Source organism: uncultured Anaerococcus sp. (assembly GCF_963510575.1).
GTDB lineage: Bacteria > Bacillota > Clostridia > Tissierellales > Peptoniphilaceae > Anaerococcus.
Window position 1 is genome coordinate 1 of record NZ_CAUPFR010000040.1, and the last position, 12,884, is coordinate 12,884.

17 protein-coding genes are annotated in these 12,884 nt (G+C 33.0%); 14 read left to right on the top strand and 3 right to left on the bottom strand.

Annotation, left to right across the window (positions count from 1 at the left end):
* Positions 1-421: 421 nt before the first annotated feature.
* The 5 genes from RQ907_RS04310 to RQ907_RS04330 are packed head-to-tail and all read left to right on the top strand — an operon-like array spanning position 422 to position 4,494.
* Positions 422-1,363, top strand: coding sequence for a metal ABC transporter solute-binding protein, Zn/Mn family (locus RQ907_RS04310; protein WP_311492164.1), 942 nt, complete (start codon positions 422-424; stop codon positions 1,361-1,363).
* Between the two features lie 8 nt (positions 1,364-1,371).
* Positions 1,372-2,082, top strand: a complete 711-nt coding sequence (locus RQ907_RS04315; protein WP_311492165.1) for a metal ABC transporter ATP-binding protein — start codon at positions 1,372-1,374, stop codon at positions 2,080-2,082.
* Between the two features lie 4 nt (positions 2,083-2,086).
* The gene (locus tag RQ907_RS04320; RefSeq protein ID WP_311492166.1) at positions 2,087-2,965 is read left to right on the top strand and encodes an iron chelate uptake ABC transporter family permease subunit; all 879 of its coding nucleotides are present in this window, start codon (positions 2,087-2,089) and stop codon (positions 2,963-2,965) included.
* Positions 2,949-4,082, top strand: coding sequence for a metal ABC transporter permease (locus RQ907_RS04325; RefSeq protein ID WP_311492167.1), 1,134 nt, complete (start codon positions 2,949-2,951; stop codon positions 4,080-4,082). Before RQ907_RS04320 ends, RQ907_RS04325 begins: the two co-directional genes overlap by 17 nt.
* A 7-nt stretch (positions 4,083-4,089) precedes the next feature.
* The gene (locus tag RQ907_RS04330; RefSeq protein WP_037327740.1) at positions 4,090-4,494 is read left to right on the top strand and encodes a metal-dependent transcriptional regulator; all 405 of its coding nucleotides are present in this window, start codon (positions 4,090-4,092) and stop codon (positions 4,492-4,494) included.
* Between the two features lie 76 nt (positions 4,495-4,570).
* On the opposite strand, the gene RQ907_RS04335 is transcribed toward RQ907_RS04330, so the two are convergent.
* Complete coding sequence (locus RQ907_RS04335) at positions 4,571-5,578, bottom strand: NAD-binding protein (RefSeq protein ID WP_311492168.1); 1,008 nt, start codon at positions 5,576-5,578, stop codon at positions 4,571-4,573.
* A gap of 98 nt (positions 5,579-5,676) precedes the next feature.
* On the opposite strand from RQ907_RS04335, the gene RQ907_RS04340 reads away from it, so the two are divergent.
* The 9 genes from RQ907_RS04340 (at position 5,677) to RQ907_RS04380 (ending at position 9,764) form a co-directional block, all read left to right on the top strand.
* The gene (locus RQ907_RS04340) at positions 5,677-5,994 is read left to right on the top strand and encodes a hypothetical protein (protein ID WP_311492169.1); all 318 of its coding nucleotides are present in this window, start codon (positions 5,677-5,679) and stop codon (positions 5,992-5,994) included.
* A 26-nt stretch (positions 5,995-6,020) separates the two neighbouring features.
* Entirely contained in the window at positions 6,021-6,428 is a 408-nt protein-coding gene (locus RQ907_RS04345) for a hypothetical protein (protein WP_311492170.1), read from the top strand.
* A complete protein-coding gene (locus tag RQ907_RS04350; RefSeq protein ID WP_311492171.1) occupies positions 6,425-6,571 on the top strand; it encodes a hypothetical protein in 147 nt (48 codons plus the stop codon). The genes RQ907_RS04345 and RQ907_RS04350 overlap by 4 nt, the downstream gene beginning before the upstream one ends.
* 31 nt (positions 6,572-6,602) lie before the next feature.
* The gene (locus tag RQ907_RS04355) at positions 6,603-6,971 is read left to right on the top strand and encodes a hypothetical protein (RefSeq protein ID WP_311492172.1); all 369 of its coding nucleotides are present in this window, start codon (positions 6,603-6,605) and stop codon (positions 6,969-6,971) included.
* A complete protein-coding gene (locus tag RQ907_RS04360) occupies positions 6,968-7,636 on the top strand; it encodes a hypothetical protein (protein WP_311492173.1) in 669 nt (222 codons plus the stop codon). Before RQ907_RS04355 ends, RQ907_RS04360 begins: the two co-directional genes overlap by 4 nt.
* 6 nt (positions 7,637-7,642) lie before the next feature.
* Positions 7,643-8,080 (top strand): hypothetical protein, encoded by a 438-nt coding sequence (locus RQ907_RS04365; RefSeq protein WP_311492174.1) that lies wholly within the window; start codon positions 7,643-7,645, stop codon positions 8,078-8,080.
* A gap of 9 nt (positions 8,081-8,089) precedes the next feature.
* Positions 8,090-8,848: an EFR1 family ferrodoxin gene (locus RQ907_RS04370; RefSeq protein WP_311492175.1), complete on the top strand. Its 759-nt coding sequence runs from the start codon at positions 8,090-8,092 to the stop codon at positions 8,846-8,848.
* A 165-nt stretch (positions 8,849-9,013) separates the two neighbouring features.
* Positions 9,014-9,325 carry a hypothetical protein gene (locus RQ907_RS04375; protein WP_311492176.1) on the top strand — a complete coding sequence of 104 codons (312 nt, stop codon included), beginning with the start codon at positions 9,014-9,016 and terminating at the stop codon, positions 9,323-9,325.
* Positions 9,326-9,443: 118 nt separating this feature from the next.
* A complete protein-coding gene (locus RQ907_RS04380) occupies positions 9,444-9,764 on the top strand; it encodes a glutathione S-transferase N-terminal domain-containing protein (RefSeq protein ID WP_311492177.1) in 321 nt (106 codons plus the stop codon).
* Positions 9,765-9,818: 54 nt separating this feature from the next.
* On the opposite strand, the gene RQ907_RS04385 is transcribed toward RQ907_RS04380, so the two are convergent.
* Together RQ907_RS04385 and RQ907_RS04390 are read right to left on the bottom strand one after the other, a co-directional pair.
* Positions 9,819-11,429, bottom strand: coding sequence for a DEAD/DEAH box helicase (locus tag RQ907_RS04385; RefSeq protein WP_311492178.1), 1,611 nt, complete (start codon positions 11,427-11,429; stop codon positions 9,819-9,821).
* Between the two features lie 130 nt (positions 11,430-11,559).
* Positions 11,560-12,615 (bottom strand): CaiB/BaiF CoA-transferase family protein, encoded by a 1,056-nt coding sequence (locus tag RQ907_RS04390; RefSeq protein ID WP_311492179.1) that lies wholly within the window; start codon positions 12,613-12,615, stop codon positions 11,560-11,562.
* Between the last annotated feature and the right edge of the window lie 269 nt (positions 12,616-12,884).

Below are 12,884 nucleotides of genomic sequence, written 5' to 3' on the forward strand. Positions count from 1 at the left end.
GCATAGCTCGCAATAAGGACTGGCCACTAATAACATTTTGGATTTCAATTTACACCTATTGCCTGGCTGGATTAGTGAAACTAGGAATTTTTCAAACCTTGCCTTTGTATGGTCTATTTTCCATATCTTTGTTCGTCTTAACTATAAGCCTTAGCTTAATAGACGTAGATGAGAAATAATATAAGGTAATTATTTTTTTACTTAATAGGTAATTATTACATGTAAAGAAGCTTTTTAAGATTTATTAGATCTTAAAAGGCTCTTTTTTGCTTTTGTTTAGGTTTATAATTTCTTGGTAGTACTAAAATCTGTCGTAAGAAAATCTAAATGATAATTATTATCAAAAAATAATTGACAAAAATCTAATCTCAGGCTATACTATAAACAGTTAGGTACACCTAATAATTATTGAGGAGGAATTATGAAATTTAAAAAAATATTAATGGCACTAGCAATGCTTATTATTGCTAGTTCTTGTTCAAAAAATGTAAATAAAACTGATTCGGATGCTACAAAACAAGGTGATGGTAAAAAGATAGTTACTGTTACTACTTCATTTTTATATGACATGGTAGGTAATTTGGTTGGAGATAAGGTTGATAGGGAACTTATTATTCCTGCTGGCGAAGACCCACACCTTTATACAGCTAAGCCACAAGATTTGGAGAAGATTAAGAAGGCTGATTTGCTTTTATACCATGGTCTCCATTTCGAAGGCAAGATGGTTGATGTTCTCGAAAAGAAGGGCTCTGCAGTTTCTAGAACTTTCAAAAAAGAAGATATAGGCGAAATGGAAGAGGGTGGAAAAGTTGTTGTTGACCCACACTTTTGGTTGTCTATTAATCTCTACAAGGAAGCTACAAAAAATGCTGCAGAAGATTTAGAGAAACTTCTTCCAGAAGATAAAGAGAGTATCCAAAAAAATCTAGAAGCTTATCTAGCAAAATTAGATGAATTAGATAAGGAAAATAAGGAAAAAATCAGTTCTATTCCAGAAGCAAGTAGGTATTTGATTACCCCACACGATGCTTTTAACTATTTCTCAAGAGCTTATAAGATTCCAGTTAAGGCTCCACAAGGAGTTTCTACTGACAGTGAGGTAGCAAATAAGGATATAGAAGATACTGTAAACTTTATTGTAAAGAACAAGGTTAAGGCAATTTTTGCAGAATCAACAACTGACCCAATGAGGATGGAAAAATTAAGGGAAGCTGTAAAGGCAAAGGGTTTTGATGTAAAAGTTGTTTCTGGCGAGGGAAAGGAACTTTTCTCAGATTCCCTAGCACCAGAAGGCCAACCAGGCGACACATATATAGATATGTATAAGCACAATGTTGATTTAATAGTAGAAAACTTGAAATAGGTGAAATTTTGAAAGATGTAATCATAAAAGTAGAGGACATGACAATTGCATACGCAGATAAACCTGTTCTTTGGGATAATGATATTGATATAATTAATAATTCGATAACAGCTATAATTGGTCCTAATGGGGCAGGTAAATCTACCTTGATTAAGGGAATCTTAAACCTACAAAAGAAATTATCTGGATCTGTATTAATCATGGGCAAGCCTTTTGATGAGGTTAAGAAAAAAATTGCTTATATTCCTCAGACAGCTTCTGTTAATTGGGATTTCCCTACTACAGTCCTAGACGTTGTCTTAATGGGTAGATATGTCCACCTTGGTTGGCTTAAAAGGCCAACTAAGGATGACTATGTCCTTGCAAGGAAGGCTCTAGAAAAAATTGGTATGCAAGATTTTGAAGATAGGCAAATTTCAGAACTTTCTGGTGGTCAAAGGCAAAGAGTTTTTATAGCTAGGGCCATTTGCCAAGATGCGGACATATATTTTATGGATGAGCCTTTGGCTGGTGTTGACAAGGTCACAGAAAAAGTAATTTTTGATTTTATGAAAGATTCACAAATGAAGGGAAAAACTTCCATAGTTGTTCACCATGACCTTAACACCATAGAAAAATATTTCGATCATATTATTATTTTAAATAAAAAAGTAATTGCTCAAGGACCTGTTTCTGAGGCTTTCACAAAAGAAAATGTAGATAAGGCCTTTGTGAGGTAAGCTTATGGATATTTTTAGAAACTATTCTTTTATAATAGTTGCCCTTGGCACAGTAATTTTAGCTATGGCAACTGGCATAATTGGGTCTATAAGTGTTTTAAAGGGCAAGTCACTAATCGGCGACGCCATCGGACACTCTACTTATCCGGGAATTGTCCTCGCCTTTATGTTGTCAATGGAAAAATCTCCTCTCATACTTCTACTAGGAGCAGCTATAGCTGGGGCTATATCTTTTTTCTTAATTGACATAATTGCTAATAATTCAAAGATAGACCTTGATGCTACTTTAGCAATCGTATTATCAAGTTTTTTTGGATTTGGCATGGTTTTAAAATCTTTTATCCAAGGCAACCCTACTTACGCTGGAGTTTCTCAGTCGGGACTTAAAAATTATATTTTTGGTCAGGCCTCATATATTATGAGAAATGATGTTAAGATAATATTTGTCGTTTCAATATTTTCGCTTTTGCTCCTTTTAGCTTTCTATAAGGAAATAAAAGTATATGTATTTGATGAAGTTTACGCTAAAACAATTGGTATAAACCCTGTTTTGATGAATACTGTAATTTTGCTTGCTACCATGCTTTTAATTACAACTGGTCTAAAACTTGTTGGAGCGATTTTAATTTCATCTATGCTCATAGTGCCTGCAATTACAGCCCTTCAATGGACTGATAAATTCCATGTGATGTTAATAATAGCTGGTCTTTGTGGTGGTATATCTGCCTTTGTTGGAACATATATTTCCACAGTCTATGATGGAATGAGTACAGGATCTACAATTATTCTTATCATGAGCTTTATCTCTTTAATATCTATGCTAGTTGGACCAAGAGGAATGCGTAAAATGATTGTGAGGAAAAATTATGATGGACTTTCTTAGTTATTGTTTTATAGGCAATTATCAAACCTTGTTGGTTCTCTTGGTTACAGCAATAGCTTGTAGTTTAATTGGGGTTTTTCTCGTATTAAGAAGACTTTCCATGCTTGCCGACGCTATTAGCCATTCAATTTTGTTAGGTATTGTAATTGCTTATTTTATCGTAAAGGAAATTACTTCTGTTTATTTGGTTTTTGGTGCTGCGATTTTTGGTGTAATAACAGTATTTTCCATAGAATCTCTTTCTAAAACCAAGCTGGTTAAAAATGACGATGCGGTTGGGATTGTCTTTCCGATGTTCTTTGCCTTGGCAGTAATTCTTATTACAAAATATGCGAGAAATGTCCACTTGGACGTGGATGTTGTCCTAATGGGTGAGGTAATCATGGCTCCCCTAAATACTATGAATTTTTTTGGTGTAGAAATTCCTAAATCACTTTTGCAGATGTCAGTAATGGGATTATTAAATTTATCTTTTATAGTGATTTTCTTTAAAGAATTAAAACTTACTACATTCGACACAGAGTTTGCAAAAATAGCAGGATTTTCTGAAGTGCTTTTATTTTATGGATTAATGACTCTTACATCATTTACAACTGTTGTTGCCTTCGAGGCAGTCGGAGCTATTTTGGTAATATCCTTCCTAATCGCTCCTGCGGCGAGTGCTTATTTAATAAGCAAAAATCTTAGAACAATGATTATCATATCGGTCCTATATGCCATAATAAATTCAATCTTAGGATTTGTTCTTGCCATGTATTACAATCTTTCAATGTCAGGCATGTCTGCAACCATGGCAGGTATAAGCTTTTTAATCACATTTTTATTTAATAAGAATGGATTTTTGATGAAAATAATTACACGCAAGAAAAAGCATATAGAATTCAAAAAAGATGTCTTTTTAATCCATGTAGGCAACCACCAATCAGAAAAAGATTCTAAAGAAGAATTAGGTCTTGCAACAATTTACAGGCACCTATCATGGAAAAAAGAAGATATAGAAAAATATAGTCAGATTTTAATAGCAGAAAATAAGATATTGGTAGATGAAGGTATTTATAAACTAACTGAAAAGGGTAGAATCCTATATATAAGTTTGCTAAAAGATTACGGACTATGAGGTAAAGATGAACTCTATTAGACAAGATTACATTCAGGCAATATACAGGCTTTCAAAAGATAAGGGCTATACAAACAATAAAAATATATCAGATTATTTTTCGATTAGCAGGCCGTCTGTAAGCGAAATGATTAAAAAGCTAATAGAAGATGGGCTAGTTATTCAGGAAAAAACTAAAATATATTTATCCGATTTAGGGGATAAGGAGGCCAAAGCAATCTTGTCCAAACACAGGATTTGGGAATGCTTCCTAGTAGATGTCTTAGGTCTTAATGGAGGAATAGTCCACGACCAATCGGACTTATTAGAACACGTCACAAGTGAAGAAATGTTTACTGCCTTGAATAAATTTTTAGATTACCCCAAAAAATCACCAAAGGGCAAGAGAATCTATACAAACGAAAATAAGTGAAATTTAAAAGCCAAGTTCAAATGGAAAGTGAAATTATAAACACTTAAGATTTGAGATTTGGCTTTTTTAATATTTTTTATTTGCTTTCATCACCCAAATTTCTTAATTTATCAACTTGTTCTTCTTGTCCCAGGACTATTAAAACGTCACCTATTTTAAAAGTGTAGGACCCGTGCGGGTTAAAAATCATTTTTCCATCTTCAAATTTTTTGATAGCTAAGACTATTAGGCCAGTTTTGTTTGGGATTTGGGCTTCTATTAGGTTTTTGTTCTCTAGGTAAGATCCTCTTTTAACAATTACTTCCTCAAGGTCAAGTTCAACATCTCCTACTTTAGTGACTACGTCTAAAAATGACATTATGTTTGGCCTTATCATTAGAGATGCCATTCTTTTTCCGCTTATTTCTGTAGCTGAAAGTGTCTTGTTAGCTCCTACTTTCATTAGTTTATCGCTGCCTGACTTTGTTATGGAGTTTGAAATAATGTATAGATCCTTATTCATATTCCTTGCAGTTAGGACAGTAACAATGTTATCAACTTCAGTATCTAGGGTAGAAATAAGGCCCTTGGCTTTCATGATACCTGCGTGGTCGAGGACGATTTCTTCTGTGGATTGACCCTCAACTACCAAAATATCATGGTGGCTGTAATCATCTAGGTCTTCACGTTTATTTGTAATTACTACAAAGTCTAATTTTTCTTTTATAAATTTATTTATAATGACTTCTGCAAGCTCGCCTGATCCACATATTATATAGTGATTAGTAAGAGCTGAAATTTTTTTATCCATCTTGCTTCCCTTCCACAAATCTCCAAGTTTTCCCTCAACAAACATGGCTACAACAGTTGTAAAAGTATAACCAACTATGCCTACGCCTAAAAAAATCATTAAAACAGAAAAAAGTTCAGATGCATCGCTAGTTGTGCCCACTTCTCTAAAACCGACTGTAGAAATAGTTATGACAGTCATGTAGAGGGCATCAACAAAGTCTACTTTTAGTAAAAGCATATAGCCAAGAACACCAACAACTAGCAAAAGTACAAAGGCGCCGATAATTAATTTAAGTTTTCTTTTCTCTTCCACACCCAGCTCCTCCCTGACTTGATTATAATATATTTGCCAATAAAAAGCTAGACCATATTTTATTGGGTATAATTAATATATATTCAGGAGGTTAAGTCATGGAAAAATTAAGAAAAATATTACCCTATTTACTGGTTTTAATCGGAATATTTTATGTATTACCAATGTTAATTATAGATACCGGCTCTGGCATGTTTATTTTACTAGGATTAATACCATTAGCTTGTTTATTAACATCCATGGCCTACGGCTTTAAAAATTCTTTTACTATGATTTTTCCAATTTTAGTAATGCTTATATTTATCCCATCCATATTTATTTTTTATAATGAAAGTGCGATTGTTTATGTTTTTGCCTATGGAATCATATCCCTTGTTGGATCTTTTGTTGGAGCTAGTATTAGTGGGAAGATTTAGAAGTGGTTTATAAAAAGGAGTATATTTTGAAAGTTAAAAAGAGAACTTTATTATTGATAGCGGGCATAGTGTGGCTAATTGCAGGTTTTAATGTGGCAAGGCTTGGAATTTTATCTTTTGGCTTAGTAGAAAAGATTTGGTATTTGTATGCCCTTAGCATTTTGATCTTCATAATTTTTGGAACTATGTTTTATAAGATGAGCGAAAAACATACAAAAAGAATCATAGCCTATGAAGAAAAAAGACCATTTTGGAATTTTTTTGATCTTAAATCTTATTTGATTATGGCTTTTATGATGACTATGGGAATTGGCCTACGTGCAAGCGGGAAAATACCTGATTTCTTTATTGCCTTTTTCTACACAGGACTTGGCCTTGCATTATCACTTGCTGGGATAATTTTTATTAGAAATTATATATCCTATAGAAAATGAAATTAATTTTTGCTATGAAAATTTATAATTATGACGTTTATGGCCTAGATGATAGGGAAGAATATCACTTTATTTTGTTTGATTACCTTGATGGCAAGTACAAATATCTCACCCTAAGGGCTAGTGAAACGGGAAATAGATGAAGACAAAGAAAGGACCTTTGAATTTAGATAAATGAGTGTAGAAGAAACTAGAGAATTTTATAGGGATTTTGATGACTTATGTGATTGTGCTTATTGCAGAAATTACATAAGAGAAATTAAGAAATCTTATCCAGATTTGGCAGAATACTTAGATAAGCTAGGAGTCGACATAGAAAAGCCTTTCGAAATCAGTCCAGGAGAGCCAAGTGGGGGCTATATTGAATATTTGGGAGCCCAGTATATTATTATTGGAAATAAGGACTATTTTAGAAAAGGAAAGCTAAAAAATATCACAATCGATCTTACAGAATTTTTCCCAGATCCTGGTATAGATGATGATTACTATGTGATAGAAATTCACCCTCTTAAATTAAAATGGACAATAGAAGGGGAAATATGAAAGAAATATTTAAAGAATTTTCAGAAGTAAAAGGCGATTATATAGATGAAATCCCAGGCCAGAATCGTTTTGCCTATGGCACATCAGACGCCAACGATTGTTTTGAGGTTGAAGACATCATTAAACATGATGGGTCTTATAAGGGATCTGTGATAAGATTTTATGACTACCAAACAGGAAAAGTTTACTTGCCATTTGAACAAAAAAAGAACATAAGTTATGGTAGGTTGATTTTTATTGATAATAGATTTTACATCTTGCAAGTTGACTTTAACGAAGGCATTGCAAATATTTATAAGTATTATCCAGGAGAAATTTTAGAAAAAATTTTTGACTACAAGATTAAAGACCTTTCAACCTATAATCTTGAACTTGTTGGATTAGACCTCCACTTAATAAGCCAAGACTCTGAAACGCTTGAAATTTATTATCCTTACAGAAAAACAGTAAAACTTGCTGGAAGCGAGTCGGTTCTTTTTATAGATGATGGAAAGATCTATATCAATCGTTGGATAGAAGAAGGTTGGGATGATGAGAATGACATGGCAGGCGAAGACTACAAATATTATGATAAGCTAATTATAAAAGACTTGGATTCAAATATTATAGAAGAGAAGCTTGGCAGTCTCCACCAAAGCCCAGATGGAACTTGGTGGCTTGCTTAGAAAAATATGACAAATCTAGATATATTCTTAATCGATTTTGAAATTTATAAGAAAAATCCAAACTGGTGGCTAGAAATTATAGAAATTTTCTTAAAACCTGGTATAAAATTTAAATTAAGCTTAGAAAAAGAACAGAAGAATATTTTACAGAAACTAACCGTTAATGGAAATGACCTTAAAATTAGTTATGATAAAAATCTAATTTATCTTGAAGGTATATTAAATAGGGAAATGATAAAAGATTTTAAGGCAAGCTACAAAGTTGTAAATTGTGGTGATATAGATTATTATAGTCGATTTTTTACTCTAGAAATTGGTAAAAATTATTTCAGTGCCCATTATGGGAGAGAAGTTTATCTGACAAGCCTTACTGAAGTCGAACTAGGTGATGTTTTAAAAGTTCTTAATCCTTTAAGGGAATCTTTTAAAATAGATATTAGTTAAGGAGAAGAAATGATTTTATATTTTTCTGCTACAGGTAATAGCGAATTTTTGGCTAAATCTCTTGGTGATGAGCTTGGGGATGAAGTTGTGGACTTATTTTCTTACATAAAAGAAGGCAGGACTGGTGTTTTTGAATCCACTAGTCCATTTGTCCTTGTTTGTCCAACTTATTCTTGGAGGGTCCCTTTATTCTTATCTAATTACTTGCTAACCTGTGATTTTATGGGAAGCAGGGACTTTTATGTGGTGATGGATTATGGGGATTCTTTTGGCAATGCCTATGAGTATATTAAGGACGATTTAGATAATCTAGGTCTTAATTTCAAGGGGCTTTATGGACTTAAGATGCCAGAAAATTATGTTATGCTTTTTGATCTTGATAGTCCAGAGGTAAACAAGAAGATAATTGAAGCAAGCAAAGAAGACTTAGGAAAAGTTGCATCATACATAAAAGATAGGGAAGATTTTCCTAAAAAGAAAGTTGGATTTGTAGGAAAATTCCAATCAGGAGTCATTAATCCTATATTTTTCAAATTTATAGCCAAGGATAAGAAATTTTATGCGACCAATAAATGTATATCTTGTGGACTTTGTGAGAAAGTTTGTGTATTAAATAATATTACTTATAAGGAGGGCAGGCCAGTTTGGAATGGGAAGTGTACACATTGTGCAGCTTGCATTTCCAAATGTCCTGTTTCTGCTATTGAATATGGCAAGAAAACCCAAGGCAAAGATCCTTATCTTTTGTCAAAAATATTAGAAAATTGAATAGTCTTTTTATTTATTATTAATTTGTCAAAAAAATACCAAAATTTCTAAGTGTATGATTGATTTGTAATTAGTGGGTAAAAATATTGCATAGAGGTGAATTAACAAACTTATTAACATATTTTGTCTACTAACATAACGAAATAAACTAATCAAGGAGGATATATGAAATTATTTGATTTTACAGATAAAGAACAAGATGCTATTAAAAAAGGACTTTCAACTGCAGAAATTACTGATAAGGAAGCTTGCCAAAAGATCTTAGACCTAGTGCCAGAAGAATGGATTAAAAAAATTCCATTTTTTGTTAGAAGCCATTCTACTACAAAGACAATTGAAAGAATTGCAAATGATTATCCAGAACTCTTTGAAGTAGCTAAAAGGCCAGGAGATCTTCCTGAAAAAGAGCGTGAAGAGTTAAGAAAAATCATCACAGATATTTTTAAAGAGAAAATGGAAAAACATAATATAAAATGATAAGCGAGCAGACTGAGGATTTTTCTTAGTTTGCTTTTATAATGAAATAATTTTAAAAGAAAGTTTTTTATAAGAAGAATAGGGTAGAAATATAGGAGAATGGAAAGAAAGGATTTTTATGAGAAAAGAAATTAAAAGAGAATGGGATTTTGAACTTTATTTTAAACCGGATTGTCCATTTTGCCTTAAAGTTTTGAATTTTTTTAAGGAAAATGACATTATAAAATTTCCATCCTATAGTACTGAAGATGTGACATCTGGCTATGAAAACCAGGATAGGTTAATCGCGGTAGGTGGCAAGGTCCAAGTGCCTTGCATGGTTATAGATGGCAAGGCCATCTATGAATCAGATGATATCATTGCCTATGCAAAAGAAAATTTTTTAGAAAAAGCTAAGGAAAATAAGGCTAAGAGAAAAGAAGTTTTAAAAACTGAATAAAAAATGATGAGCTGGTGAGGATTCTTCCTGGCTCATCATTTTTTTAATTTTTTTTTAGTTTTGGGACTCTTCAATTTTTAATTTTTTGCCAGCGATTTTTTTGTTGTTCATAGTCCTTATACATTCGTAAACCACACTTTTTTCTACATCCACAAAACTATAAGATTTTTGAATTCTGATTTGGCCTATCTTTTTGTTTGGTACATGGGCAAGCCTGTTTAGGGCCTTTATTATCTTATCCTTGGTGAAATTATCCATCTTGCCCCTGTTTAAAAAGAGAGTTGCCATGTTTTCGTCTTTATACTTGGTCGATTTTTTCTTATTAGCTGTCGATTTTTCCTTTGGAGTGTCAACACCAACTATTTTTTTGTGGTTGTCTAGATTGTCTTTGTTTAGTTTATCTGACAAGAGGACTTGGGAAATAACAAAGGGATCGTAACCTTTTTCCATTAATCTAATGAGGATTGATTTTTCTCTCTCAAGACCAGTATAAATTTCAAGCTTTTCAATAATATCTTCAACCACAGCTATTTCTTGGTTCCTATCCATCTGGACTAGACTAGGGATTTGTGCTTGTTTTATTGTAGCCTTGGTGTATTTCTCGATAGCCTTAAGCCTTTCATTATCCCTTCCAGAAATAAGAGAATAGGAGAGCCCACTTCTGCCGGCACGGGCAGTCCTACCTATCCTGTGAACATAATATTCATCAAGCTGAGGGAGGTCGTAGTTTATCACCATATCAACATCGTCTACGTCTAAGCCACGTGCGGCAACATCTGTAGCTACCAAAATATCTATGGTATTATTCCTAAATTTTTTCATAACCATATCTCTTTGAGATTGTTTTAGATCACCGTGAAGGCCATCTACCAGGTAAGATTTTTTGCTAAGAGATTCTACGAGTCTGTCAACTTTTCTTTTGGTATTGCAGAAAATAATGGCAAGTCTTGGCTTGTTGATTTCTAAAAGTCTGGTTAGGGTTTCTTCTTTATCAGCTTCCTTTAATTTTATAAAGTGTTGGTCAATTTTATTTACAGTTAATTCTTGTGCCTTTATTTTAATTGTAATAGGATTATGCTGATAAATTTTAGAAAATTCAGTAATTTCCTTACCCATAGTTGCTGAAAAAAAGCAGGTTTGCCTGTCTTCATTAGTGGCATCGAGGATAAATTTCATATCATCCCTAAAGCCCATATCAAACATCTCATCTGCTTCGTCAAGGACTACGATTTTGAGATTATCAAGTTTGAGGACTTTTCTTCTCATAAGGTCCATAAGCCTGCCTGGTGTGCCGACAACAATTTCAATACCCTTTTTAAGCGTTTTGATTTGCTTTACAATTTGTGTGCCGCCGTAGACAGAAAGGATCTTTATTCCTGTATGATATTTAGCGAGGTTTCCTATTTCTTTTGCTACTTGGATACAAAGCTCCCTTGTTGGACAAAGGACAAGGGCTTGGGTTAGGCCATTTGCCTCAATTTTTTCGATAATTGGTATTGCAAAAGCTGCGGTCTTACCTGTCCCAGTTTGAGCCTGACCTATAACATCTTTGCCTTCTAAGAGGGGAGGGATGGTTTCTTCTTGGATAGGTGAAGGGGATTTAAATCCCATATCTGCTATTGCTCTTAATGTTTCTTCTGATATATATAATTTTTTAAATTCCACTATTTTTTCCTTTACTAATTCAATAAAAAAAGCAGCCGTCATTAGACAACTGCCAAATACTTATAACATTATACTACAAATATTGAAAATAGCTCATAATCTCGAAAAATTTATGGGAATTTTGATAATTTCACTTAAATTTTATAGGATTTGCATAAACACATATATCTTCACCATCGATGTTTATGGTCTTAACTGTGTTTCTAATTTTTGTATTTTTGCTATTTAAAAGAGCTTCTTTTAAATCTAGAACTGGCTCTATGCAACAATCTGCATCATCAAAGATATTTACCCATTCATCTCTGGTTTTCCCCTTAAATATTTCTCTTAATACTTCCTTCTTTTCTAGAAAATCAGGGCAAAGGCAACCAGCTTCAATCCATTCTTCCTTACCTATAAGCTTACAAAATTTTTCGAAAAACTTTGGTTCAAGAGCTCCAACACTTAGGTATTTATCATCCTTTGTTTGGTAAAAATCATAAAGTGACCCACCATTTAGGGAGTTTTCTTCTCTACCAGGATTTATACTAGACATCATTGCACCAGCACCAGTCATGGTGTTATATGGTATAAGGCTATCTAGGATTGAAACATCTATATATGATCCCTTTCCTGTAGCATTTCTCTTATTTAAGCCAGCAAGGATACCTATAATTGCATTTTGTGCAGCTGCCATATCAGCCACCTGCATACCATAAAGAACAGGGCCTTCATCTTTCCTTCCAGAGTGTCCCATAATTCCTGATAAGGCAAGGAAATTTATATCATGACCAGCCCTATCTTTATAAGGTCCATCTTGACCGTAGCCTGTAAGGCTTAAGTAAATTATATCATCTTGGATTTCTCTTACGTCCTCGTAGGCAAGGCCAAATTTAGCCATAACTCCAGGTCTAAATTGTTCGATTATACAATTATAACCTTCTTCTTTGATTAGTCTTATTATTTCTTTCTTACCAGCTTCATCTTGTAGGTTTAGGAAAAGTTCTTTTTTCTTGTTGTTTAGCCAGGCCCTATTAGCTGAAAGGCCATTTTTTGCAAGAGGTTCGGAATCTAAGACCAAGTCTTTCCTGCCTGGAGCAGATATTTTCAAAACTTCAGCTCCCATTTCTGCAAGCATCCAGGTAGCATAAGGCCCTGGAAGTAGGGTAGTAAAATCAAGTATCTTTAAATTATCTAATAAATTCATAACAAGCTCCTTTACTTATAATCTACCCCTTGGTTAAAAATATTAAAATTCCAATTAAGAAATTGTTATTAATAATTTTATTAAAGGATTCAATGATTTACTTTTTTATACCAATATTTTAAATTTTGCTTTATGGAACCAAAAATAATTTAGAAAAAACATATAAGATAGACTTTAAAGATTTTTATTATTAGTAAAAAATTAGAATTATTATGATAAAATATATCAAAACTATTTTATTATATATATTTCAGCGTATAATATTATGC

Coding starts and splice junctions, on each gene's coding strand:
- RQ907_RS04310 (WP_311492164.1), top strand. CDS start 422: ATGAAATTTAAAAAAATATTAATGGCACTAGCAATGCTTATTATTGCT.
- RQ907_RS04320 (WP_311492166.1), top strand. CDS start 2,087: ATGGATATTTTTAGAAACTATTCTTTTATAATAGTTGCCCTTGGCACA.
- RQ907_RS04325 (WP_311492167.1), top strand. CDS start 2,949: ATGATGGACTTTCTTAGTTATTGTTTTATAGGCAATTATCAAACCTTG.
- RQ907_RS04330 (WP_037327740.1), top strand. CDS start 4,090: ATGAACTCTATTAGACAAGATTACATTCAGGCAATATACAGGCTTTCA.
- RQ907_RS04340 (WP_311492169.1), top strand. CDS start 5,677: ATGGAAAAATTAAGAAAAATATTACCCTATTTACTGGTTTTAATCGGA.
- RQ907_RS04350 (WP_311492171.1), top strand. CDS start 6,425: ATGAAATTAATTTTTGCTATGAAAATTTATAATTATGACGTTTATGGC.
- RQ907_RS04355 (WP_311492172.1), top strand. CDS start 6,603: ATGAGTGTAGAAGAAACTAGAGAATTTTATAGGGATTTTGATGACTTA.
- RQ907_RS04360 (WP_311492173.1), top strand. CDS start 6,968: ATGAAAGAAATATTTAAAGAATTTTCAGAAGTAAAAGGCGATTATATA.
- RQ907_RS04365 (WP_311492174.1), top strand. CDS start 7,643: ATGACAAATCTAGATATATTCTTAATCGATTTTGAAATTTATAAGAAA.
- RQ907_RS04370 (WP_311492175.1), top strand. CDS start 8,090: ATGATTTTATATTTTTCTGCTACAGGTAATAGCGAATTTTTGGCTAAA.
- RQ907_RS04375 (WP_311492176.1), top strand. CDS start 9,014: ATGAAATTATTTGATTTTACAGATAAAGAACAAGATGCTATTAAAAAA.
- RQ907_RS04380 (WP_311492177.1), top strand. CDS start 9,444: ATGAGAAAAGAAATTAAAAGAGAATGGGATTTTGAACTTTATTTTAAA.
- RQ907_RS04390 (WP_311492179.1), bottom strand. CDS start 12,615: ATGAATTTATTAGATAATTTAAAGATACTTGATTTTACTACCCTACTT.